Raw genomic sequence first — 21,749 nt, forward strand, 5'->3', positions numbered from 1 at the left:
AAGTTTTTTGGCGCGCAACAACAGCAAATTACACGATAAGCAATTAGAGCCAAATTTGCGGTAAAGCGAATATTTTTTTTCGATAAAAAAACATATCAACCAGAAAAAACAAACGCTGTAATTGGCTGTAATGCACCAAACAAATAAATTCCAGCTAAAAATAATAAAATAAAAAGTTTTATTTTGTTATTCGAACACATATTTATTCAGGCTGTGTTCAGGTTCAATTGATTAACATCAATCGCTATTAATATTTACAACCCATTGCGGGTCATAAAACTCCCCTATTAGATTAATTTTTACAAAAGGGGCCACACTGGCAATGATTTCATCAATTTCTTTACTGTGCTCAGTTTGCATAGCATCCCGATCTTTTTTACATCGCCAGCTAGCAATGGCTATCAACACATTGGGGTCATCAATTTTTCGATGAAGCTCTGTGCCCATCGCTCCCGGAGAGCGCTGGATAATCTCAGAAGCGCGTATCCAGGCATCGGCATAATCCTCAGCTTTAACCCCATTTTGTAGATGAACTTCGAAGATAAATTTCATGCTCTGTATTACCTAACGACTAACAAATAGTTTTCCGTAAAAAAAAAGGCCGCACTAGGCGACCTTTTTGAATTAGCAAAGCCCTTTAGGACTTGCGCAGATTTTCCTGGTGCCCATGCCGAATATCAGCACCTTCCACCAAGTAAACAACCTGCTCACAAATATTCTTCGCATGGTCACCGATCCGCTCCAGTGAGCGCAGGGTCCACAACACATTAATAACCCGGGAAATACTGCGCGGGTCTTCCATCATGTAAGTTACCAGTTCACGTACGGCCGTACGGTAATCCATATCAACCTGCTGGTCCTCAGCAAGAGTTTGCAGAGCCGACTGCACATCGAAACGAGTATAGGCATCCAGGGCGTCATTGAGCATTTTGCGCACAGCATTGGCAATATGACGGATTTCGGTATACCCGCGCGGCGACGTACCTTCATCTGTCAGCGCTATGGCCATCTTGGCTATCTTGCTCGCCTCATCTCCAATTCGCTCCAGGTCGCGGGCAATTCGAATGACAGACAGCACCATACGGAGGTCAGATGCCGCAGGTTGGCGTTTGGCAATAATTAGCGTGGCGTGCTCATCCAGGGCCATCTCACTCTTATCGATGACTTCTTCAATACGCAGAACTTCCTCGGCCAACTCACTGTCAGCATTAGCCAGGGCATCAACTGCATCGGCAACCTGGCGGGCGACCATACCGCCCATTTCCAGCATCTCTGTCTTTAAGCTTTCCAGGTCTTCATTAAATTGGCGTGAGATATGTTGATCGAAATGCATTTCCATAGTTTTCCCTCCGAGCAGGAACCTTAGCCGAAGCGGCCGGTGATATAGGCTTCAGTGAGTTCGTGCTCGGGGTTGGTGAACACCGTTTCAGTATCGTTAACTTCCACCAAATGCCCCAAATGGAAGTAAGCCGTACGCTGACTCACCCGCGCAGCCTGCTGCATCGAGTGAGTAACGATTGCGATAGTGTAGTTCTGGCGCAGCTCATCGATCAGCTCTTCGATTCGCGCCGTCGCAATCGGGTCCAGGGCAGAGCAGGGCTCATCCATCAGGATCACTTCCGGGCTCACCGCAATAGCGCGGGCAATGCACAGGCGCTGCTGCTGACCACCGGACAGACCCGTACCCGGCTTGTCCAAACGATCTTTAACCTCATTCCACAGACCGGCGCGGCGCAGGCTATTTTCTACGATCTCATCCAGATCGGCGCGGCGGCTGGCAATGCCGTGAATTTTTGGGCCGTAGGCCACATTCTCGTAAATGGACTTGGGAAAAGGGTTTGGTTTCTGGAATACCATACCGACGCGGGCGCGCAGGGGTACCACGTCCACTTTGGGGCCGTAGATGGGGTCGCCATCCAGACTTAACTCGCCCTCAACACGACAACCTTCAATGGTGTCATTCATACGGTTGAGGCAACGCAAAAACGTCGACTTACCACAGCCGGAGGGACCGATCATGGCAACCACTTCATTTTTTCCAATATCCAGACCGACCGAGTGGATCGCCTGGGTTTCACCATAGAAAACATTCACATTGCGCATACGCAACTTGGCGGTGTCACAGAAGGGTTGGCCAACTGTTTCTCTAACATCAGCCCGATCATTCATCATTTGCCTACCCGCAACATCGGATTGCGCCGCATCAGTTTGGCTGGCGGCATCCAGGGTCATGGTACTCATATAATATCCCGCTTTCTGATAATCCGCGCTCTGTTACCAGCGGCGCTCAAGTTTCTTGCGCAGCAATACCGCGCTGGTATTCATCACAATCAGCACACTCAGCAACACCATAATGGCTGCGGAGGTGCGCTCGACAAAGGCGCGCTCCGGGCTGTCTGCCCACAGGAAAATCTGCACAGGCAGCACGGTGGCCGGGTCGGTTACCCCAGCAGGTACGTCGACAATAAAAGCGACCATACCAATCATCAATAGGGGCGCCGTCTCACCGAGGGCCTGGGCCATACCGATAATCGCGCCGGTCAACATACCCGGCATCGCCAGGGGCAGCACATGGTGGAAAACCACCTGCATACGTGAAGCTCCCATACCCATTGCCGCCTCGCGAATTGAGGGTGGCACCGCCTTCAAAGCCGCGCGGCTGGAAATAATAATCGTGGGCAAGGTCATCAGTGTCAGTACCAATCCCCCTACCAGAGGCGCCGAACGCGGCAACTCAAAGAAATTAATAAATATCGCCAGGCCCAGAAGGCCGAAAACAATAGAAGGCACTGCCGCGAGGTTATTGATATTCACCTCAATTAAATCGGTCCAACGGTTTTTAGGTGCATACTCTTCCAAGTAAATCGCCGCCGCCACACCGATAGGAAATGACAGTGCCAGAGTTACCAACAGGGTAAACAGGGAGCCCATCAAGGCTGCGCGGATGCCCGCCTGCTCAGGTTCACGGGAGTCGCCATTGGTAAAGAAGATGGTATTGAACCGCTTCTTCAGTTCACCGCTGTCCAACAGCTGCTCAATCCAACCAGCCTTCTGGTCCGAGGTACGACCACGGAATCCCTCTTTGGAGTCCTTCAGGCTTTTGACGAAAGTATCCACATCGTCATCGACTGACAGCCAGACTTTCTCGGATTTACCCAACAGTTCCGGATTCGCCGCCAAACGATCGCGCAAGGTAAAAGGTGCTCCCGAGGAAACCAGGCTGTAGAGCTCGCGCTTGTCACTGCGACCAGTCACAGTGGGAAAGCGTTCGCGCAGGGACTGGCGAATAACACCGGTGAAGTTTGCCCAAGTCAGACTTTCATCATCGACCTTATCGATGCCCAGAACCTGTTCGTCGTAGTGCACCTCCAGTTGGATAGCTGTCTGCACAAAGGCACCACTGCCTTTGCTGATAATGTCTGTGAACAAAATCAGTACAGCGAGTACACCAAAGGCAATACTGCCGATACCCAACCCACGAAACAGCTTTTCTTTGCGGTGACGGCTGGCGAGGCTTTTTTCTATGCGCTCGCGAACCTGCGCCTGAGTAAGATCAGTCATACTGCTCCCGGTATTTTTTCACTACGTGCAAGGCAATAAAGTTCAGCACCAAAGTGGAGATAAACAACATCAGGCCCAAAGCAAAAGCGGCGAGGGTCTTGGGACTGTCAAATTCCTGGTCGCCAACCAACAGAGTTACAATCTGCACCGTCACAGTCGTGACCGATTCGAGCGGGTTGGCGGTGAGGTTCGCCGCGAGCCCGGCGGCCATCACCACAATCATGGTTTCACCAATTGCGCGGGAAACCGCCAGCAATACACCGCCGACGATACCGGGCAGTGCCGCAGGAATCACAACCTTGCGCACCGTCTCAGACTGGGTGGAACCCAAGCCCAGGGCGCCATCGCGCAGGGACTGGGGCACCGCGTTGATCACGTCATCGGACAGAGAGGAAACAAAGGGAATGATCATAATTCCCATCACCAGGCCAGCGGCCAGCGCACTTTCACTGGAGGCCTGTAGGCCCATAGAGGTGGCCAACTCGCGAATAAATGGAGCAACGGTTAAGGCAGCAAAAAATCCGTATACCACGGTAGGTACACCGGCGAGAATTTCGAGTACCGGCTTGGCCAGAGAACGCACGCGCTTACTGGCGTACTCGGCCAGATAAATAGCCGCCATCAATCCCACAGGTACTGCCACAAACATGGCGATCGCGGACACCATCAGGGTTCCGGTAAACAGCGGGACAGCACCAAAAGCACCGCTCGATCCCACCTGGTCTGCGCGCAGGGCCATCTGTGGGCTCCAGTGCAAACCAAACAGGAATTCACTCACCGGCACGGACTGGAAGAAGCGCAGGGATTCAAACAATACCGATAACAAAATACCGACAGTGGTTAGAATCGCGGCGCTGGCACAGGCAATCAGCACCGTGCGCAGCACTTTTTCAACTTTTTCGCGAGCGCGCAGCTTGGGAGAAAAGCGCAGCAGTGCAAAAGCGGCAAGGCCGCTGGCCAACACCAAACTCAGGAAGGCCTGTAAATTATTGGAGCTGGAACGCAACTGACTGAGGTAGTCCGCAGCACTCTGCAATTGCGGGGACTTTTCACCTATCAGGTGGCCCGCCGCGAGATTCTGGATCTGCGCGTAGAGAAGGTTCTGCCCGGAGATGCTCTCCGGCTTATCGGCAATACTATTCATGACCATCGCACGGATGATCGAATCGTCAAACACCAACCAGCCACAGAGTAATATCAGTGCTGGTAAACCACACCAAAGGGCGGTGAGTAATCCGTAGTAACTGGGCAGGGCGGCCAGATTGCGAACGCCGCCAAGACTGCGAGCAGCGTTCACTGCACGGCGAAAGCCAGTGCCGTAGGCCACTAATATCAGGAGCAGCAAAAGTGCGAACAGTGTGGGGGTTTGCATTGAATTACCGTACTAAAAATATCGTCGCTGGCATTATCCAGACTTTATCCCCGCGTTCCATCACAGGGGGGCGACAATTTGTGAGTCTTCTTATAAAGAACGGCCAAGCCCTTTCGAGCTTGGCCGTCAATTCCCTTTGACAGTACAACTCCAGAATTTTTTTACTTGGCTGCGAGATTACTCAGTGCGTTCAGCTTGCGCACATCAGTAGCAATCTTTTGACGCTTCTCGGTGGGCAGAGGAATCATGCCTTTGTCAGCCAGGTAGCCATCTTCACCCCAAGCTCGCTCATTGGTGAATTCAGCCAGGAATTGCTTAACACCGGGAACCACGTCAGCGTGCTGCTTCTTAACGTAGATAAACAGCGGACGGGAAACTGGGTAGCTCTGGTCAGCGATGGAGTCGAAAGTGGGGGCCTGATCTTCGATCAGGGAGCCCTGTACCTTGTCAGCATTCTGGTCGAGGAAACTAAAGCCGAAGATACCCAGGGCGTTCGGGTTGGCAACCAGCTTGTTCACGATCAGGTTGTCGTTCTCACCGGCCTCAACATAAGCGCCGTCTTCGCGAACGTTGTGACAGATCGCTTTATAAGCGCTCTTGTCTGTTTTCTTCATGGCTTTGATCCAGCCAAACTTCTTACAGCCACCTTCCATTGCCAGCTCGGCAAAAGCATCGCGAGTACCGGAAGTGGGGGGCGGACCCAAAACTTCGATTTTGGTGTTGGGCAGAGCTGGGTTTACGTCCTTCCAGGTCTTGTAGGGGTTGGCTACCAGAGTTTCAGAACCGTCTGGGTTAGGAACTTCCTTAGCCAGGGCCAGGAAGATGTCCTTGCGAGTCAGCTTAAAGGGAGCTGCTTTCTTAGCATTCGCAAGAACGATGCCGTCGTAACCGATTTGCACTTCAACAACATCAACACCGTTGCTGTTACACATTTCCAATTCGGATTGCTTGATGCGACGGGAGGCACCGGTGATATCCGCAGTACTTTCTCCAACACCCTGGCAGAACAACTTCATGCCACCACCAGTACCAGTGGACTCAACGACTGGAGTTTTAAACTGGGTTGCGCGGCTAAAACGCTCCGCCACAGTCGTAGTAAACGGGTAAACAGTAGAGGAACCTACAACACTAATGTAGTCGCGCGCCGCCATAGCAACCTGTGAAGTTGCCAGGGTCAGGGCTGCCAGAGAAGTCGCCAGAATTTGCTTGTTCATTGTGTAACTCCGATGAGTGTTTTTATTTCACGCGGCGATGCTAGGAACAACGGGTGACGATTCTATGAATAAAAGATTACAAAAAGGTTACAGCTGTATTTTTACCCTGCTGGCATGAGAGCGGGCAAAGGGTTAACCTTCGAGCAACATAAATAACAATAAGATGTAAAGAGAGAAGCCCCCATGCGTTTTCTGCTGTGCAGCGCGCAGGCACTCGAGCGCCTGACCAGTCATACCGGGCAACTGCTGTCCTGGTTCACCTGGGCCATGGTCCTGTTACAAAGCTGTGTTGTGGTGATGCGCCACGGCTTCAATACCGGTTCTATCGCCCTACAGGAATCCGTGATTTACCTGCACGGTGCCGCCTTTATGCTGGGGCTGGCCTATGCGTTGCAGACCGATGCCCATGTGCGGGTGGATGTCTTCTACCGCAGGATGAGCGCCAGGGCCAAAGCCTGGATCAATGCAATTGGCTATCTGATATTCCTCTTACCGCTTTGCGTCTTTCTATTTATAAGCAGCTGGCACTTTGTACTGAATAGCTGGTCAGTTTTTGAAGACAGTGCGAACGCCGGCGGCCTGCCCGGGGTATTTTTACTGAAGAGCCTGATTCCTCTGTCCGCCGTCACCCTGGCTCTGGCGGGGCTGGCCCAGTTTATTCGCGCGCTGGTGCAATTGATGCTGCCCCAACAACAGTCCATTCCAATGTCGTCGTCAAAAGCAGTACTGAAGCAGGTAGAAGGGGCCGAAGTGTGATTGAGCTAATCCCCTTTCTGATGTTTGCAGCCGTCTGCGCTCTGCTTATGTTCGGCTACCCAGTAGCTTTTACCCTCGCGGGTACCGCCCTGCTATCAGCGGGCCTGGGTATTGTGTATGGTGTATTTGATGCTGAGTTGCTGCGCGCCTTCCCCGATCGCCTCTACGGCATTATGCAAAACGGCACTCTGGTTGCCGTTCCGCTATTTGTGCTGATGGGGGTAATACTGGAGCGAGCCAAGATTGCCGAGGATTTGTTGGTTAATCTGAGCAAAGCCTTTATGGGGGCTCCCTCGGGACTCGCTATTTCTGTGGTGGTAGTGGGCGCGCTGCTCGCCGCCAGTACTGGCATCGTCGGTGCAACTGTAGTCACCATGGGACTGATGTCACTGCCCACCATGTTAAAAAATGGCTACTCCCCCAAACTGGCCACCGGCACTATCTGCGCCACTGGTACCCTCGGGCAAATCATTCCACCCTCTATTGCCCTGGTTCTACTGGGTGATACCCTCTCCAATGCCTATCAACAGGCACAATTGTCTGCAGGCATTTTCAATCCCAAGCCAGTCAGCGTAGGGGATCTGTTTGTAGGGGCAATTATTCCCGGCTTACTGCTGGTGGCCGCCTATATCATTTATCTATTATTTATTGCTCGTCGCCCCAAACCCGTGGAGAGCAGCGAGCCTCCAGAAGTGGATAAGGCCCAGCTGCTTCGCAGTCTTTTGCCCCCGATTGCCTTAATGCTGATTGTGCTCGGATCAATCATCGTTGGTGCTGCCACCCCTACAGAAGCGGCCGCCGTCGGCGCACTGGGGGCGGCGTTACTGGCATCCAGTCGCGGAGCACTAAGCTTTAAGCGCGCCGGGGAAATCGGCCGCAGTACACTTCAGGTCTCGGCAATGGTTTTCGCCATATTGATTGGCGCTTCATTATTTTCTCTGGTATTTCGCGGTTACAACGGTGAAGAGTTGGTGACAGGATTTTTCCACAGCTTGCCCGGAGGGGTAATCGGCGCGACCCTGTTGGTGATGCTGGTAATCTTCCTGCTGGGCTTTATCCTCGACTTTATCGAAATCACTTTTGTAGTGGTACCAATTGTGGGCCCGGTACTGCTGGCAATGGGCGTCGATCCGGTGTGGCTCGGCATTATGATTGCCATCAATTTGCAAACCTCTTTCCTAACGCCTCCATTTGGGTTTGCTCTCTTTTACCTGCGCGGGGTGGCCCCCAGTTCTGTGGCCACATCGGCCATCTATCGCGGGGTCGCGCCTTTTATTGCCATCCAACTTTTACTGCTGTGCCTGCTGGCGATTTGGCCGGCCCTGGCCACTTGGCTGCCGGGAGTAGTTCAACAACAGTGATCTGCGACATGTGGAGAGCCGTCCATAGACTGAGAGGCAGCACCAACGGCCAAAAACGCGTCTGCGGTCGACTAAAGGCCGAAATTTATTCTGGTCAATTACTGGCCAAATTGTGCTAGAATGCGCCACCATTCCAGTAGTGGAAACCAATAACTCTAACAATCTGTGAGTACCCGATGTCCGCACTGTCAGCTCTCGATGAAGATCCGCAACCCACTGGCACGCTAACCCTGCAAACCCTGGCTATGCCCCGCGATACCAATCCGCAGGGGGATGTTTTTGCCGGTTGGCTGATGTCGCAGATGGACCTCGCTGGCGCCATTCTCGCGCAAACCATGGCGCGCGGCCGTGTCACAACTGTTGCGGTGGGCAGCATGGTTTTCCTGCGCCCGGTTCCGGTTGGCTCAACAGTCAGCTGCTATGCGGAAGCCATTGAAGAAGGGCGCTCCTCAATTCGTACCATGGTTGAAGTTTGGCTGACACGGGTGGATTCCGGTGAGCAGGTCAAGGTTACCGAGGGTGAGTTTGTATTTGTCGCGATCGACGATGCCGGCCGCACCAGGCCGCTGCCCTGATTGTAGATTTCGAGTTCGCCGGCTGTAGAGCAACACAGCCGGCAATATCATCGGCCCAGTGGTTGGGCGCTAATCTTCCTTTAACTCTCTCGCCTGGTAGTAAGCCTCTTCACTGATCTCGTGGTAGGGCTTCACATCCCGTTCAAATTCCTTAAAGGCTTTGTAAACACGGGCAAACTCCGGGTCCCGCTGCGCCGTCTCCTGCATAATTTCGTTGTTGATCTTCTTCAGGTGAGACAGAACATCCTCCGGCAAGCGCTCCACTTTTACCCCGTGCTCTTCTACCAGCTCCTTGAGGGCCCGGTTATTGCGTGCCGTATATTCGTCCAGCATATCCTGGTTAGCTTCACGGGCGGCGACTCGCACTATTTCCTGCAAATCAGCAGGCAGTTTTTCGAACGCCTTTTTATTAACGATAAATTCCAGGATAGAGCCCGGCTCATGCCACCCGGGGTAGTAGTAATACTCAGCGACCTGGTGGAAACCAAAAGCGAGATCGTTGTAGGGCCCCACCCATTCGGTAGCATCGATCACTCCAGTCTGGAGGGCGGTGTAGAGTTCTCCACCGGGAATGGTCACCGCAGTGCCGCCTGCGCGGTTTAAAACCTCACCACCCAGGCCGGGAATACGCATCTTTAGGCCCTTTAAATCCTTCACCGACTCAATCGGTTTGTTAAACCAGCCCGCCATCTGTACACCGGTGGAGCCCCCCGCAAGTGGGATCAGGTTAAAGGGCTCGTAGATCTCCTCCCAGAGTTCGAGACCACCGCCGTGGTGCAACCAACCATTCATTTCCTGGGCGTTCAATCCGAATGGCACTGCGGTAAAAAACTGGGCTGCGGGCACCTTGCCTTTCCAGTAATAGGCCGCGCCGTGTCCCATTTGCGCCGCGCCTTCCGATACAGCACCAAATACGCCCAGGGCAGGTACCAACTCACCGGCACCGTACACTTTGATCCTGAGACGCCCGGCTGACATCGCCTCGACTTTCTTGGCAAAACGCTCCGGCGCACTGCCGAGGCCAGGGAAATTCTTGGGCCAGGTAGTAACTAATTTCCACTCGAACAGCTCTTTATTGCCCTCTGCGGAAAAGTGCTGGGCAGGGCCCATCGCTGCACGGGAAGCTACCAGGGCGGCGAAGGTAATGGCGAGCAGGGCTAAGAGCCCGAGAATGATGGCCGGGTACCAATTGAGTTTTTTCATTGCTACTAATTTATCGTTATTTTTGTATTGTACAAATTATCGGCAGACGCTTTGGTCGCCAACTTAGGTCTTCAGGGGAAGTCCTCTGTGATCTGACCCTGGTATTTTGGATGGATTCCCGCTATCTAACTTTCAATTCTGCATGCCTCTCAGTACCGACATGCTCCGGCACTCAGTATTTAATGCTTAGTGCCAGCTCAAGCCATCACTTAAAGCGGCTGCAACTTGGCCATTGAAAGTATCAGCCTCTTGTCGCCAACATCGTCAAAATTAACCAGCACCCGCATTCGAGGACCCGTTCCCTCAAACTCAATGACAGTTCCTTCACCAAACTTGGCATGGTCCACTCGCCCGCCCAGGACCAGCGGGGGCAAATCATCGAAGTCTGGCGCCGGGTCGGAAAACTGGCCTACCTTGCCGTAGTCCGCCTGATAGAGAGGACGGGAAATTTCGGTCTTCAGGCGCACTTCTTGCACCAAATTAGGTGGAATTTCGCCGATAAAGCGGGAAGGGCTGTTATAGGTTTCACTGCCAAACAGACGCCGGTTTTCCGCGTAGGTAATGTATAGCTTGCGCATGGCGCGGGTGATACCCACGTAGCAGAGGCGTCTCTCCTCCTCCATGCGGCCGGGCTCCTGCGCCGACATCTTGTGGGGGAACAGGTTTTCCTCCACACCCGCCATAAATACCAGGGGAAACTCCAAGCCTTTGGCGGAGTGCAGGGTCATCAGCTGGACGGCATCCTCAAACTCATCCGCCTGACCTTCACCGGCATCGAGGGCAGCGCTATCGAGGAACTGGTTAAGAAGCGGGATTTCCTCCTCATCTTCCTCTCCCTCGGGCAGACCTGCACCGGTAAAGCCGCGACAGGCAGTGACCAGTTCCTGCAAGTTCTCCACCCGTGTTTGACCTTTCTCGCCTTTCTCTTTGCCGTGAAACTCCAACAAACCGCTGTTTTCGATCACATCCTCAGCAATAGCATCCAACTCTTTATCTTCTGCATTCGCTGCCAGCTGGTTAATCAGGTCCAGGAAGCTCTGCAGGGCATTGCCGGCGCGAGCAGCCAATACCCGCTGCTGCAACATCAGCTTGGCCGCCTGCCACAGGGAGCAGCCCTGCTCCCGAGCATAAGAGCGAACCATCTCTACAGTGCGCGCGCCGATGCCACGGGTGGGCGTATTCACCACCCGTTCAAACGCAGTATCATCATCTCGGTTGGTAATCAGGCGTAAATAAGACAGGGCATTCTTGATTTCCAGGCGTTCGTAGAAGCGCTGGCCGCCATAGATACGGTAGGGAACCTGCTCGCGCAAAAGCCCCTCTTCAAGTACCCGGGATTGGGCATTGGAGCGGTAGAGGATGGCGATGCTATCGCGGCGATTACCGTCGCGCACCCAGTCATTGATACGCTCGACAATAAAGCGCGATTCATCCTGTTCGTTGTAGGCCGCGTAGACGGCGATGGGCTCACCCTCTTCACCCTTGGTCCACAACTCCTTGCCTAGGCGACCACTGTTATTGGCGATCACCGCATTTGCCGCGTTCAGAATGGTGGAGGTGGATCTGTAGTTCTGCTCCAGTCGCACCGTCTGCACTTCTCGTAAGTCTGTGGAAAAGTGCTGGATATTCTCGATCTTGGCACCGCGCCAACCGTAGATAGACTGGTCATCGTCACCCACGGCGGTGATATGGCACTGCTCACCGGCGAGTAAGCGCAGCCAGGCATATTGAATCGTGTTGGTATCCTGGAACTCATCCACCAGGATATGGGGGAAGCGCCGACGGTAGTGGGCCAGAATAGCGTCGTTATTCAGCCAAAGCTCGTGAGCGCGCAGCAGCAGCTCGCCGAAATCCACCAATCCGCCGCGCTGACAGGCCTCTTCATAGGCGAAATAGATTCGCACCATGGTCTGCAACCAGGGATCGGCGCCGGCATTGATATATTGCGGACGCAGACCTTCATCTTTCTGCGCGCCAATCCACCACTGGGTTTCACGCGGTGACCACTTTTTATCATCCAGCCCCAGATCTGCCTGTACCCGCTTGATCAGGCGAAGTTGGTCGTCGGAATCCAGGATCTGGAAGTTCTGCGGCAACTTGGCTTCTTGCCAGTGAGCCTTGAGCAGGCGATGGGCCAGGCCGTGGAAGGTGCCCACCCACATGCCAAAGGTATTCACCCCCAGCAGCTCTTCGATACGGGCGCGCATCTCGCGGGCCGCCTTGTTGGTAAAGGTTACCGCCATAATGGAGTAGGGCGAGGCGCCCTCCACCTGCATCAGCCAGGCGATGCGGTGTACCAGCACCCGGGTCTTGCCCGAGCCGGCACCGGCCAGAACCAATTGATTGCCGGGCGCGGCAGCTACTGCTTCGCGCTGGGCGTCGTTGAGGGGGTCTAAAATCTGAGATACGTCCATGGGCGAAGATTGTACCAGAGCTGATGCACAAGACCTGTGTAAATAAACAGGATTTTGCCCTGCCTGACAATGTAATGTCGCTCGCCAGCGGAGGGCACAGCGGCTAAACTGCGCCATCTGGCATAGAGAAGGAAGTCCTGTGAAACCGGCGGAAGTAACGCAACGAATCAGTGAACAACTGTCATCCATGCGCAAATCAGAGCGCAAGGTGGCGGAGTATATTCTCGCCAACCCCGATGAAATCATTCATATGCGCATCGTCGACCTGGCTACTGAAGCCCAGGTGAGTGAACCGACCGTGGTGCGCTTTTGCCGCGCCGTGGGCTGCTCCGGATTCCAGGAGTTCAAGCTGAACCTGGCGCAGCAGCTGGCTTCCAGCCCCAGCTTCGGCCAGATTGCGGTTACGGAAACGGATACCATTGCCGAATACAAGCGCAAGGTTTTCGACTCCACGGTGGATACCCTGCTGAAAGTCCGCGATAGAATTGACGACCGTGCCCTCGAGGCCGCTGTCACTGCGATGGCCGCTTCCAAGCGGGTGGAATTCTTCGGTTTTGGCGCCTCCGGTGCCGTCGCCGCCGATGCCCAGCACAAGTTCTTCCGCCTACAGTTGGCCACCGCTGCCCACTCGGACCACCACATCCAGAATATGTCGGCCATGTCCATGCAAGCGGGGGATGTAGTAGTAGCTATCTCCCAGAGCGGTCGCACCAAGGCGTTACTTCGCTCCATGAGCATGGCAAAAGAGCAGGGCGCTCTGGTGGTTGGTCTGGCACCCAGCGGCTCGCCGGTAGCACAGCAAGCCAGCATCCCACTGGAAGTGGATGTGGAAGAGGATATTGAGATCTATACGCCGCTGTCCTCGCGCATCGCCCACCTGGTGGTAATCGATGTCCTCGCTATCGGCGTAGCCCAGCGCAAAGGTCCTCAGCTACAGGAGCACCTGTTGAAACTGAAACAGGGACTGTACACATTGCGGGAAGACAAGCACTAAACTCCCTGATATCCAAAGCGGGCAAGGGACAATGTGCCCGCCCGTTTCTACCAAAGCCATTTCCCGCCAACTGGGCTTTGCCGGGAAGATCCTTCCAGGCTGTACCTGAGCAACATAATGACATCCATCGCTTCTAACCCGGACGAGAAAGCCCCGCGCTGGCTAGTGGTGTGGCTGGCCGCACTCGTTTCCCTGACACCTTTTTCCATCGACAGCTACCTGCCGGCCATTCCGGCGATGGCGGCGGCCCTGGATACAGAAGTCGAGCGGATGCAGTACTCAGTGTCCAGTTTTCTGCTGGGCTTTGCCCTCGGGCAACTGTTTGGCGGGCCGTTATCGGATCGCTGGGGACGGCGCCTTGTAGGAACTATCGGCCTCAGTATCTATATAGCCAGCTCCCTGTTGGTCCTGTTTACCGATCATGTAGACCAACTGATTATCCTGCGCTTCTGCCAGGCAGTTGGCGGCGGTTTTGCCACAGTAATCTGTGCTGCCATAGTGCGCGACCTACACAGTGGCCGCGAGGCGGCAAAAATTATTTCCCTGATCAGCACTATCATGCTGATTGCACCGCTGATCGCCCCGGTGATCGGCTCTGCACTGCTGGCCGTCGGTGGCTGGCAGAGTATCTTCGTCTTTTTGTTACTGTACGCTCTGGCAATGCTCGTACTAGTACAGCTGCTGCTACCGGAGACTGTCTCCCGCTTTACCCGCGCGCGCCGCCAGATGATGCCGCTAAAGTCTCTCGTGGGCAGCTACGGCCAGGTTTTGCGCAATCCCCGCGCTATTGGATTCCTAATCGCACAAGCCTGTGTCAGCGGTTCGATGTTTATCTACATCACTACCGCGCCCTTTGTGTTTATGGATTACTTCGGTGTTAGCGCGAATCAGTTCCCACTTTTTTTTGGTATCTGCGTACTCGGGCTAATTTGCATGGTTCAGGTGAATATCCGCCTACTGAACTTTTTTGAGCCGCGCAATATCCTGCTGGCGGGTATTGTGTTGCAACTATTGGGCTGCGGCCTGCTGCTGCTGGGAACTATGACAGGTGTCAAAGAACTGACCCTGTGGATGATTCCCCTGGTACTGGTGATGAGTTGTATCGGTATTACCGGTCCCAATGCCGCCGCCTGTTATTTGGAGTTCTTCCCCAAAATCAGCGGTAGTGCCAACGCGCTATACGGCGCCGCTCTTTTTATTACCGGGGGGATACTGGGTGGACTGGCGAGCAGCCTGCACACCGGGACCCTGACACCTATTGCAGGATCTATGGCGGGCTGTGCTTTTGTGGCACTACTCTCTGCACTCTTTGTCGCGAAGGTTCGCCAACCGATCGAGTCCGATATCCCTGCAACCCGGCGCTTTACCCCGCGTTAATGGCAGCTCTTTACACCGGCTCTAAACTTTCCTCCTGAAGCGCCCGCTGCACTGCAGGCCTTTCTTCCATTCTCTTTTGGAATGCTTGAAGCCGGGGCCACCGGGGCATATCAAACTGCTGATGTTTCAGCCAGCGAGAGAGAACATACAGATAAGCATCGGCAACCGTGAAACCGTCTCCCATTAAGTAGTCCTTATCAAGCTGCCCTTCGATATAGTCAAACCAACGGATAAGCCTAACTCGGGAATCCTCCTGCTCTTCTTCTGTACCATGCCAGAACAGTGGTTTAAATAGCTTGTGGACTTCAGCACTGAGGAAGTTGAGCCATTCGAGAAGCCGGTAATGGGCCAGGGTGCCCACTGGTGGCGCCAGTTGCGCGTCGGGCTTTTGCTCCGCCAAAAACTGGACGATTGCCGGACCTTCTGTCAGTACTTCTCCGCCTTCCAGTTGCAGTGCCGGCACGTACCCTTTAGGACTAATCCTTGTAAAGTCGTCGCCGTTTTCCAGCTCGTGGGTTTTTAGATTGACCTTTTGCAGGCCCAGATTGATCCCTGCTTCACAAGCAACAATATGAGGCGATAGAGAGCAAACACCCGGTGCATAAAAAAGCTTCATGGTAATCCTGTAGAGTCATTACCTATATCCCAGCAGTATAGGCCCGGCTTATTTCTCCCCACTGAAGCTCGATTGAAACTGGCTTGAATTCCTCTATACAACTGTTGCTGAAATCTACTTACCACGTATCCAATGGTCCAGGCTAAAGCGACCGGCACCGGCACAGGTAAGAATCAGGAAACCACCGGCAATCGTGATATTTTTCATAAAGCTGGTCATTTCTGTTGCATCACCAGGGGACAGGTGTACCAGGAAGGCCGAAGCGAGACAGAACAGGAAAAGGACAAAAGCAGAAATTCGAGTGAATATCCCCAGTAACACCGCGAGTCCTCCCACCAACTCTATAACGATGACCAGGGGCAAAATGAAGCCGGGTATCCCCATGGAAACCATAAAGGCCTCTGTCATTTCGTAGCCGCCAATTTTATTCCAGCCGGCAAATATAAAGATCAGCGACATCAGCACCCGACCGATCAGCTTTGAGGTGTCGCACAACATCGAATGCTTCACTACTACTTCCTCAATTGCGCATTTATGGGTATGGACTATCAACCAGTGTAGACACTGTCGTGAAAATTCATGAGATAGTCGGTAGCTGCCTTTACTCAGGAGGGATAAAAACCACTAGATTGGCGTGACAATCATCCTTTTTATTTTCAATAGTCAGTAGGAATCTACTAATTGGCAGTTAGAAAGTAGTGAAGTAATGTTTAAAAAGCTAAGGCATTAATGAATTTTAGTGGGTAAGGGAAGTCGATCCGTTTGAGCGCAAAACTGAAAAATGCAGTTGTGTGGCGCCCTAGAGCCGCTACAATTGCGCGCCCATATAAAAGGGAGTTGGCCGCTTGTGCCTGCGCGGCCCGCCCCGGTGTAATCCTGTTGCCCTAGATCCACTCCAAGGGAAATCGAGCAGCCTCTGCACGACTACAATAACGGCACACTCACCATCATATAAATTGCCGCCGGGGCGCTCCCCAAAATGGCATTAAACCATCCGAGAATATTTCAGCGCTGGAGTCCACACACGGCATGGAAGTTTATTACACCTTTTGTTTTCTTGCCGCCGTATCAGTTTTTCTGGGCTTCTTGAACCAATACGTATTGCGCGCCCAAAACACAATCGCTATTACCGCCGGTGCCCTGGCACTATCACTATTGGTCACCGCCCTGGGCAAGTTGGGGGTGGTAGAGTTGCGCACCTGGGCAGATCAGCTTCTGCCGCTGCTCAACCTTGAGGATATTCTGCTCAAGGGAATGCTCGGGTTTCTGCTTTTTGCCGGCAGTTTGCATATCGATCTGTTGGAGCTGCGCAACCAGAAACTGGAGATCGGTCTTCTCGCCATTGTCGGTACCCTCATTTCCACCTTTGTGGTCGGGGCCCTTCTTTACTGGTTCCTGATGCTGATCAATATGCCGGTGGCTTTTGTTTACTGCCTGTTATTTGGTGCATTGATCTCTCCCACCGACCCTATCGCCGTACTGGCAATTATGAAAAACCTGAAGGCCCCGGAGCAGGTTTCCATTCAGGTGGAAGGTGAGTCCCTGTTCAACGATGGCTTCGGTATCGTGATCTTCGCGGTGATTTACGCACTCGCTTTTGAAGGCGGCCAACCCACGGTACCGGCAGTGGCAGAGCTATTCGCTATCGAAGCACTTGGGGGCATATTACTGGGACTGATTATTGGTGGAGTTTTCCACTGGGCCATTTGTTGTACCAATGATCACAGCCTGGAATTGATGCTGACCATGGTTATTCCCACCGCCGGTTTTTCCCTGGCCAATGTACTCGGAGTCTCCGGCGCCCTGGCAATGGTGGTGAGTGGCATTATTATTGGCAACTTTACCCGCGAGCGCGGCTTTTCCCGGGTGAGCCAACACGAGTTGGATAATTTCTGGAGTATCACCGAGGACTTCCTCAACGGTTTGCTCTTCCTGTTGGTGGGCCTGTTCCTGATTACTATCGACCTGCGCCCCTCCGACTACCTGCTGATGGCAGTGGGCATTGTCATTGTTCTTACCGCCCGGGTTTTCGCTGTCGGCATACCCTTCCTGTATTTAAAAAGTCGCCGCAAGTACCACCCCTATACCAACCGGATTTTGATCTGGGGAGGGCTGAAAGGTGGTCTGGCATTAGCGCTGGCGATGTCTATTCCCGCCGGCAGTGCCTTCGTCCAAGGGCAGGACCTTCGCTACCTGTGGGTGGTCATGACCTATGGCGTGGTGCTCTTTTCTATCGTCGTACAGGGCTCTACCATAGCGCCATTGATTCGTCGCAGCCGGGAGTTTTCTGAGCCCGAACGCGACGAGCCCCAACAACCGACAGCCAAATAGCGATAACGATTAAATGGAACACTCCGGCTTCCTTATTGAGGCAGTAATTTTCATGGCTGCCGCAGTGATTGCGGTACCCATTGCCACCCGCCTGGGCCTGGGCTCAGTCCTCGGTTACTTACTCGCCGGTGTGGCCATAGGCCCAAGTGCCCTAGGCTTAGTCGGCGATGCCAGCGATGAAATGCACGTTGCCGAGTTTGGTGTTGCACTCATGCTGTTCCTGATCGGCTTGGAACTGCAGCCGAAGAAATTGTGGAAAATGCGCGGTGCTATCCTCGGCACCGGCAGTGCCCAACTACTGTTTTCCGCTGCGGCCATCGCTGGATTGGTTCTCGCCTTTTCCGAAATGGACTGGCGCTCTTCGGTGGCTATCGGGCTGATCCTGGCACTGTCCTCAACTGCGATCGTATTGCAGTCCCTCAGTGAAAAGGGCCTGCTAAAAAGCCAGGGGGGGCGCGCTGCATTTGCGGTACTACTGTTCCAGGATATCGCGGTTATTCCCATCCTTGCGCTATTGCCACTGCTGGCAGGTACCGCTGCCAGCCCCCATGAAAGCGGCTTGAGTGGTTGGTATTACGCATCGGCAGTTATCGGCACCATGCTGGCTTTTATTTTCGCCGGACGTTACCTGCTCGGTCCCTTACTGCGTCTAATGGCAGGCAGCCAAGTTCGCGAACTGTTTACCGTGAGCGCGCTACTCATCGTATTTGCCGCAGCTGCGGTAATGACCTGGCTGGACCTATCGCCGGCACTGGGTACTTTCCTCGCCGGGGTACTGCTGGCCGAGAGCGAGTTCCGCCATGAGCTGGAAGCGGATATACAGCCTTTTAAGGGCCTGCTGTTGGGTCTCTTCTTTATCGCCGTGGGTGCCAGCCTGAATTTCTCCCTGATCGCGGACAACCCGCTAGTGCTAATCGGATTGGCACTGGCATTGGTGCTGGTTAAATTTACCGTGCTGTTTGCCCTGGCGCGCACCTTGCGAATGTCAAAGGGCGAGGATTGGTTGTTCGCTCTGTCATTGGCGCAAGCCGGTGAATTCGGTTTTGTACTGGTGGCATTCTCTACCCAGCTTCAGGTCCTGAGTGCGAACATCGGCAATCTGTTAGTAGCTCAAATTGCTCTGACCATGGCCCTGACACCAGTGCTGCTGCTGATCTACGAGCAGTTTATCCAGCCGCGGTTTGTCACCGGCCCAGAGGTTCCCGCCAACATAGATACATCACCGCCTGTGGATTCCGGCTCACCGGTAATCATTATCGGCTATGGGCGCTTCGGGCAAATCGCCGGGCGACTTCTAAATGCCTGCGGTTTCAATACCACTTTGCTCGAGCGCAATGCAGAACAACTGGACCTGGTGCGCCGCTATGGTATCAAGGCTTACTACGGGGATGCCTCGCGAGAGGATCTGCTGCGCGCCGCCGGAGCCCAAAATGCAAAGCTGGTTATCCTGACCTTGAGCGACCAGGCCGCCTGTTTGGAAATTGTGGCCCAGCTGCAAAAACACTTCCCCAATGTGACCATCCTCGCCCGGGCCCGCAACCGTATGCATCAATATGCTTTGATGGAAGCCGGGGTCCGCTATATCTTCCGCGAGACCGTGGACTCGGCCCTGACCATCGGCGAAAAGGCGCTGGAACTATTGGGACTCAGTCCCATACAGGCGCGCCGCGCCGCCTTGAAATTCAAGCAGCACGACCAGCGTATGCTGGAGGCACTTTTCCCCTACTGGCGCGATGAGTCCCAGCATATTGCGCAAAGCCGAATCTATCGCGAGCAGCTGCTACAGGCGTTACAACAAGACCGCCGCGACAAGGACCTGCACTTGGATCACTATTGGGAAGAAGCCAAGCCCGAGATGGAAAAACAATAGGCCAGTTATTGGCCCTAGGGGCTGTCATTAAGCACGACAATGGCAGCCCTGCCCGGACTCAGACTCTCGCTGATATGCCCCTCTCCGTGTAAATCATTGGCTAATAAGATATCTCCGGGAGCAAAGATATATTGTTCACCGGAGCTGGTTGTGAGCTTCACCCTGCCTTCAAGATAAAGAATAAACTGCGCCTGCGGGGCACAGTGCCAATCAAAACGCTGCCCCTCACTAAACTCCCGGAACTGCACCTGCTTGGCGGGATAGGGGATTGAGTAATTACCCAGGGGCTCGCGCTGGGGACTGTCTATTTTTCTTTTCTGAAAACGGGACACCCCATTAACTGAACACAGCTCTACAAACTCCATATCAAGTTTTCACCAATTTAAGCGTGTCTATTACAAGAGAAAATTTATTCTTTGTTAATTAAGCTCGCCTCTACCAGATCGACCTCCAAAACCAATTTGCGGTGGAGTTCATCATCAATCTTCCTGGAGACACGCAATTCCAACAGTTGTTCGCGCTCAGCAGAAAGTGCGGCAAGGTGGTAATGACGCTCAACCCTGGAACGCATCCAGATAATATCCTCGCTTTCATCTTCTCCTAGGGTTATGCGTCGCCGATAAATAGCCAAAAGGTGATCCACCGCCTCAAAATCGAGATCGCGATCTTTTTCGCCTCGATCAATATCATGACGCATATTCATTAGTTGATTCACTGCTGCTGTGGCAGCAGATATTCGCGCACCTTTTTCATCACCGATAGCGGCAAAATTGGGGGCTTCGGGTAAACGGCGCAGTAGAACAGGCAATAAAAAACTTGCCAGCAATAAGGAAAGCAAGATAACGCCCATTGCAATAATCAGGGCTAAATCACGGCCGGGCAACGGCTTTCCATCTGTCATAGCGAGGGGAAGGGAAAAGGCTCCCGCCAATGTAATCGCCCCTCTTACCCCAGCGATAGTCAACACGCTAACCAATAAAAAATGGGTACCAAAAGATTCTACTTTCTGCCCAAAACGTGAGAGATATAGTGAGACCCATACCCACACAAATCTCAGGAGAAGTAGTACAACAAATATTGCCAGGACATAAAAAATAATTGTTAAGTCACCGGTGTGGCGCGCGCCGGAGAAATCGGCTCCGGTAATTCGAACCAATTGCTCTCCCAACAAAACAAAAATAATACCGTCAAGAACTGCTTGTACTGTTTTCCATACTGCACGGCGGTCCATCCGTGTAGTCGACATTTCCGCGCCGTGTAAGGTGGTATAGTGAGTCGCAATTCCAGCACTGGCAGCCGCCAAAATACCCGATACCTGTAAAGTATGGGCGGCGATATATGCCGCAAAGGGCACTAATAAGCTCACTAGAACTTGTACAGTAGTGTCCTCACCGCCAATTCTGACCAGCAGGCGCAAAATATATCCACAAGCAAATGCCGCTCCAGCACCAATAACCACACCGCCGATAGCGACCCAGAAAAAACCAGCCAGTGCGTGGGGAAATGAAAAGGTCCCAGTGAGGGCAGCAATCACTGCAAAACGGAAAATATCCAATCCCGAGGCATCATTAAACAGGGACTCTCCGGCGAGGATATGCTCCAGCCGTGGTGGCATAGAAGTTCCACCGTGTACCACCGATACCGCCACGGGATCGGTCGGTGCCAAAATTGCCGCTACTGCAAAAGCCACCGCCATTGGCATGACCGGCACCAGCCAGGAAATAAAATATCCCATACCCACAACGGTAAAAAGCACCAATCCAATAGCCAAGGTAACAATGGCACCGATATCTCGAAACAGGGCGCCTTTCGGTATCCGCCAACCGGCAATAAACAATAAGGGCGGAACAAACAGCAGGAAAAAAATTTCTGGCTCGAGGGGTATTTCGATTCCCAAAAAGCTACCCAGTATTGCTCCCGCAGCAATTTGCAATAGAGGCAGTGGAATAGGTAAAGGCAACAGGCGTGCAATAACCAGGGTAATGGCCACAACTAACAACAGCACCAGCGCAATAACCAGATAGTGCATTACTCGCTACAGTTCCCTGTGACGCCTTATTGAAATAGATCTCTATCGAGCAACTATTGCTGCTCACTCAATATCA

Annotated in this window: 19 protein-coding genes; 7 read left to right on the forward strand and 12 right to left on the reverse strand. The window is 53.3% G+C overall.

Going from position 1 to position 21,749, the window contains the following annotated elements:
- Positions 1–237: 237 nt before the first annotated feature.
- From ACJJI1_RS07535 to ACJJI1_RS07560, 6 genes are all read right to left on the reverse strand, one after another.
- Positions 238–552 carry an antibiotic biosynthesis monooxygenase family protein gene (locus ACJJI1_RS07535; RefSeq protein WP_444958986.1) on the reverse strand — a complete coding sequence of 105 codons (315 nt, stop codon included), beginning with the start codon at positions 550–552 and terminating at the stop codon, positions 238–240.
- A gap of 85 nt (positions 553–637) precedes the next feature.
- A complete protein-coding gene (gene phoU, locus ACJJI1_RS07540; RefSeq protein WP_282930610.1) occupies positions 638–1,339 on the reverse strand; it encodes a phosphate signaling complex protein PhoU in 702 nt (233 codons plus the stop codon).
- A 23-nt stretch (positions 1,340–1,362) separates the two neighbouring features.
- Positions 1,363–2,172: a phosphate ABC transporter ATP-binding protein PstB gene (gene pstB, locus ACJJI1_RS07545; RefSeq protein WP_282934617.1), complete on the reverse strand. Its 810-nt coding sequence runs from the start codon at positions 2,170–2,172 to the stop codon at positions 1,363–1,365.
- A gap of 102 nt (positions 2,173–2,274) precedes the next feature.
- Positions 2,275–3,561 (reverse strand): phosphate ABC transporter permease PstA, encoded by a 1,287-nt coding sequence (gene pstA / locus ACJJI1_RS07550; RefSeq protein WP_282930609.1) that lies wholly within the window; start codon positions 3,559–3,561, stop codon positions 2,275–2,277.
- Positions 3,554–4,933 (reverse strand): phosphate ABC transporter permease subunit PstC, encoded by a 1,380-nt coding sequence (gene pstC / locus ACJJI1_RS07555; protein ID WP_444892394.1) that lies wholly within the window; start codon positions 4,931–4,933, stop codon positions 3,554–3,556. Before pstC ends, pstA begins: the two co-directional genes overlap by 8 nt.
- Positions 4,934–5,094: 161 nt before the next feature.
- Positions 5,095–6,147: a PstS family phosphate ABC transporter substrate-binding protein gene (locus ACJJI1_RS07560; protein ID WP_282930607.1), complete on the reverse strand. Its 1,053-nt coding sequence runs from the start codon at positions 6,145–6,147 to the stop codon at positions 5,095–5,097.
- 183 nt (positions 6,148–6,330) lie between these two features.
- On the opposite strand from ACJJI1_RS07560, the gene ACJJI1_RS07565 reads away from it, so the two are divergent.
- The 3 genes from ACJJI1_RS07565 (at position 6,331) to ACJJI1_RS07575 (ending at position 8,839) form a co-directional block, all read left to right on the forward strand.
- Positions 6,331–6,903 carry a TRAP transporter small permease subunit gene (locus ACJJI1_RS07565; RefSeq protein WP_444892395.1) on the forward strand — a complete coding sequence of 191 codons (573 nt, stop codon included), beginning with the start codon at positions 6,331–6,333 and terminating at the stop codon, positions 6,901–6,903.
- On the forward strand, positions 6,900–8,264 hold the full coding sequence (locus ACJJI1_RS07570; protein WP_444958987.1) for a TRAP transporter large permease: 1,365 nt from the start codon (positions 6,900–6,902) through the stop codon (positions 8,262–8,264). The genes ACJJI1_RS07565 and ACJJI1_RS07570 overlap by 4 nt, the downstream gene beginning before the upstream one ends.
- Before the next feature lie 185 nt (positions 8,265–8,449).
- The gene (locus ACJJI1_RS07575; protein WP_108735392.1) at positions 8,450–8,839 is read left to right on the forward strand and encodes an acyl-CoA thioesterase; all 390 of its coding nucleotides are present in this window, start codon (positions 8,450–8,452) and stop codon (positions 8,837–8,839) included.
- A 69-nt stretch (positions 8,840–8,908) separates the two neighbouring features.
- On the opposite strand, the gene ACJJI1_RS07580 is transcribed toward ACJJI1_RS07575, so the two are convergent.
- Both ACJJI1_RS07580 and uvrD read right to left on the reverse strand, forming a co-directional pair.
- On the reverse strand, positions 8,909–10,042 hold the full coding sequence (locus ACJJI1_RS07580) for a TRAP transporter substrate-binding protein (protein WP_444934515.1): 1,134 nt from the start codon (positions 10,040–10,042) through the stop codon (positions 8,909–8,911).
- A 209-nt stretch (positions 10,043–10,251) separates the two neighbouring features.
- Positions 10,252–12,456 carry a DNA helicase II gene (uvrD, locus tag ACJJI1_RS07585; RefSeq protein ID WP_282930603.1) on the reverse strand — a complete coding sequence of 735 codons (2,205 nt, stop codon included), beginning with the start codon at positions 12,454–12,456 and terminating at the stop codon, positions 10,252–10,254.
- A gap of 139 nt (positions 12,457–12,595) precedes the next feature.
- On the opposite strand from uvrD, the gene hexR reads away from it, so the two are divergent.
- The gene (hexR, locus tag ACJJI1_RS07590; RefSeq protein ID WP_282930602.1) at positions 12,596–13,450 is read left to right on the forward strand and encodes a transcriptional regulator HexR; all 855 of its coding nucleotides are present in this window, start codon (positions 12,596–12,598) and stop codon (positions 13,448–13,450) included.
- Positions 13,451–13,567: 117 nt separating this feature from the next.
- Positions 13,568–14,827 (forward strand): multidrug effflux MFS transporter, encoded by a 1,260-nt coding sequence (locus ACJJI1_RS07595; RefSeq protein ID WP_282930601.1) that lies wholly within the window; start codon positions 13,568–13,570, stop codon positions 14,825–14,827.
- A gap of 10 nt (positions 14,828–14,837) precedes the next feature.
- On the opposite strand, the gene gstA is transcribed toward ACJJI1_RS07595, so the two are convergent.
- On the reverse strand, positions 14,838–15,443 hold the full coding sequence (gene gstA, locus ACJJI1_RS07600; protein WP_413663847.1) for a glutathione transferase GstA: 606 nt from the start codon (positions 15,441–15,443) through the stop codon (positions 14,838–14,840).
- A 114-nt stretch (positions 15,444–15,557) separates the two neighbouring features.
- Complete coding sequence (locus ACJJI1_RS07605) at positions 15,558–15,953, reverse strand: DoxX family protein (RefSeq protein ID WP_413663848.1); 396 nt, start codon at positions 15,951–15,953, stop codon at positions 15,558–15,560.
- A gap of 519 nt (positions 15,954–16,472) precedes the next feature.
- On the opposite strand from ACJJI1_RS07605, the gene ACJJI1_RS07610 reads away from it, so the two are divergent.
- Positions 16,473–17,774: a cation:proton antiporter gene (locus ACJJI1_RS07610; protein ID WP_444958988.1), complete on the forward strand. Its 1,302-nt coding sequence runs from the start codon at positions 16,473–16,475 to the stop codon at positions 17,772–17,774.
- A 13-nt stretch (positions 17,775–17,787) separates the two neighbouring features.
- Positions 17,788–19,644, forward strand: coding sequence for a monovalent cation:proton antiporter-2 (CPA2) family protein (locus tag ACJJI1_RS07615; protein WP_444958989.1), 1,857 nt, complete (start codon positions 17,788–17,790; stop codon positions 19,642–19,644).
- 14 nt (positions 19,645–19,658) lie between these two features.
- Here ACJJI1_RS07615 and ACJJI1_RS07620 read toward each other — a convergent pair whose 3' ends face one another.
- Entirely contained in the window at positions 19,659–20,009 is a 351-nt protein-coding gene (locus tag ACJJI1_RS07620) for an AraC family ligand binding domain-containing protein (RefSeq protein WP_444940377.1), read from the reverse strand.
- 44 nt (positions 20,010–20,053) lie between these two features.
- Complete coding sequence (locus ACJJI1_RS07625) at positions 20,054–21,673, reverse strand: Na+/H+ antiporter (RefSeq protein ID WP_444958990.1); 1,620 nt, start codon at positions 21,671–21,673, stop codon at positions 20,054–20,056.
- Positions 21,674–21,749: the final 76 nt, after the last annotated feature.

The organism is Microbulbifer maximicatervae (SeqCode) (assembly GCF_052467065.1).

What these genes read in the sequence shown, in the direction of transcription:
- ACJJI1_RS07535 (WP_444958986.1), bottom strand. Translation starts at nt 552, where the DNA reads ATGAAATTTATCTTCGAAGTTCATCTACAAAATGGGGTTAAAGCTGAG.
- phoU (WP_282930610.1), bottom strand. Translation starts at nt 1,339, where the DNA reads ATGGAAATGCATTTCGATCAACATATCTCACGCCAATTTAATGAAGAC.
- pstB (WP_282934617.1), bottom strand. Translation starts at nt 2,172, where the DNA reads ATGATGAATGATCGGGCTGATGTTAGAGAAACAGTTGGCCAACCCTTC.
- pstA (WP_282930609.1), bottom strand. Translation starts at nt 3,561, where the DNA reads ATGACTGATCTTACTCAGGCGCAGGTTCGCGAGCGCATAGAAAAAAGC.
- pstC (WP_444892394.1), bottom strand. Translation starts at nt 4,933, where the DNA reads ATGCAAACCCCCACACTGTTCGCACTTTTGCTGCTCCTGATATTAGTG.
- ACJJI1_RS07560 (WP_282930607.1), bottom strand. Translation starts at nt 6,147, where the DNA reads ATGAACAAGCAAATTCTGGCGACTTCTCTGGCAGCCCTGACCCTGGCA.
- ACJJI1_RS07565 (WP_444892395.1), top strand. Translation starts at nt 6,331, where the DNA reads ATGCGTTTTCTGCTGTGCAGCGCGCAGGCACTCGAGCGCCTGACCAGT.
- ACJJI1_RS07580 (WP_444934515.1), bottom strand. Translation starts at nt 10,042, where the DNA reads ATGAAAAAACTCAATTGGTACCCGGCCATCATTCTCGGGCTCTTAGCC.
- uvrD (WP_282930603.1), bottom strand. Translation starts at nt 12,456, where the DNA reads ATGGACGTATCTCAGATTTTAGACCCCCTCAACGACGCCCAGCGCGAA.
- ACJJI1_RS07595 (WP_282930601.1), top strand. Translation starts at nt 13,568, where the DNA reads ATGACATCCATCGCTTCTAACCCGGACGAGAAAGCCCCGCGCTGGCTA.
- gstA (WP_413663847.1), bottom strand. Translation starts at nt 15,443, where the DNA reads ATGAAGCTTTTTTATGCACCGGGTGTTTGCTCTCTATCGCCTCATATT.
- ACJJI1_RS07610 (WP_444958988.1), top strand. Translation starts at nt 16,473, where the DNA reads ATGGAAGTTTATTACACCTTTTGTTTTCTTGCCGCCGTATCAGTTTTT.
- ACJJI1_RS07615 (WP_444958989.1), top strand. Translation starts at nt 17,788, where the DNA reads ATGGAACACTCCGGCTTCCTTATTGAGGCAGTAATTTTCATGGCTGCC.
- ACJJI1_RS07620 (WP_444940377.1), bottom strand. Translation starts at nt 20,009, where the DNA reads ATGGAGTTTGTAGAGCTGTGTTCAGTTAATGGGGTGTCCCGTTTTCAG.
- ACJJI1_RS07625 (WP_444958990.1), bottom strand. Translation starts at nt 21,673, where the DNA reads ATGCACTATCTGGTTATTGCGCTGGTGCTGTTGTTAGTTGTGGCCATT.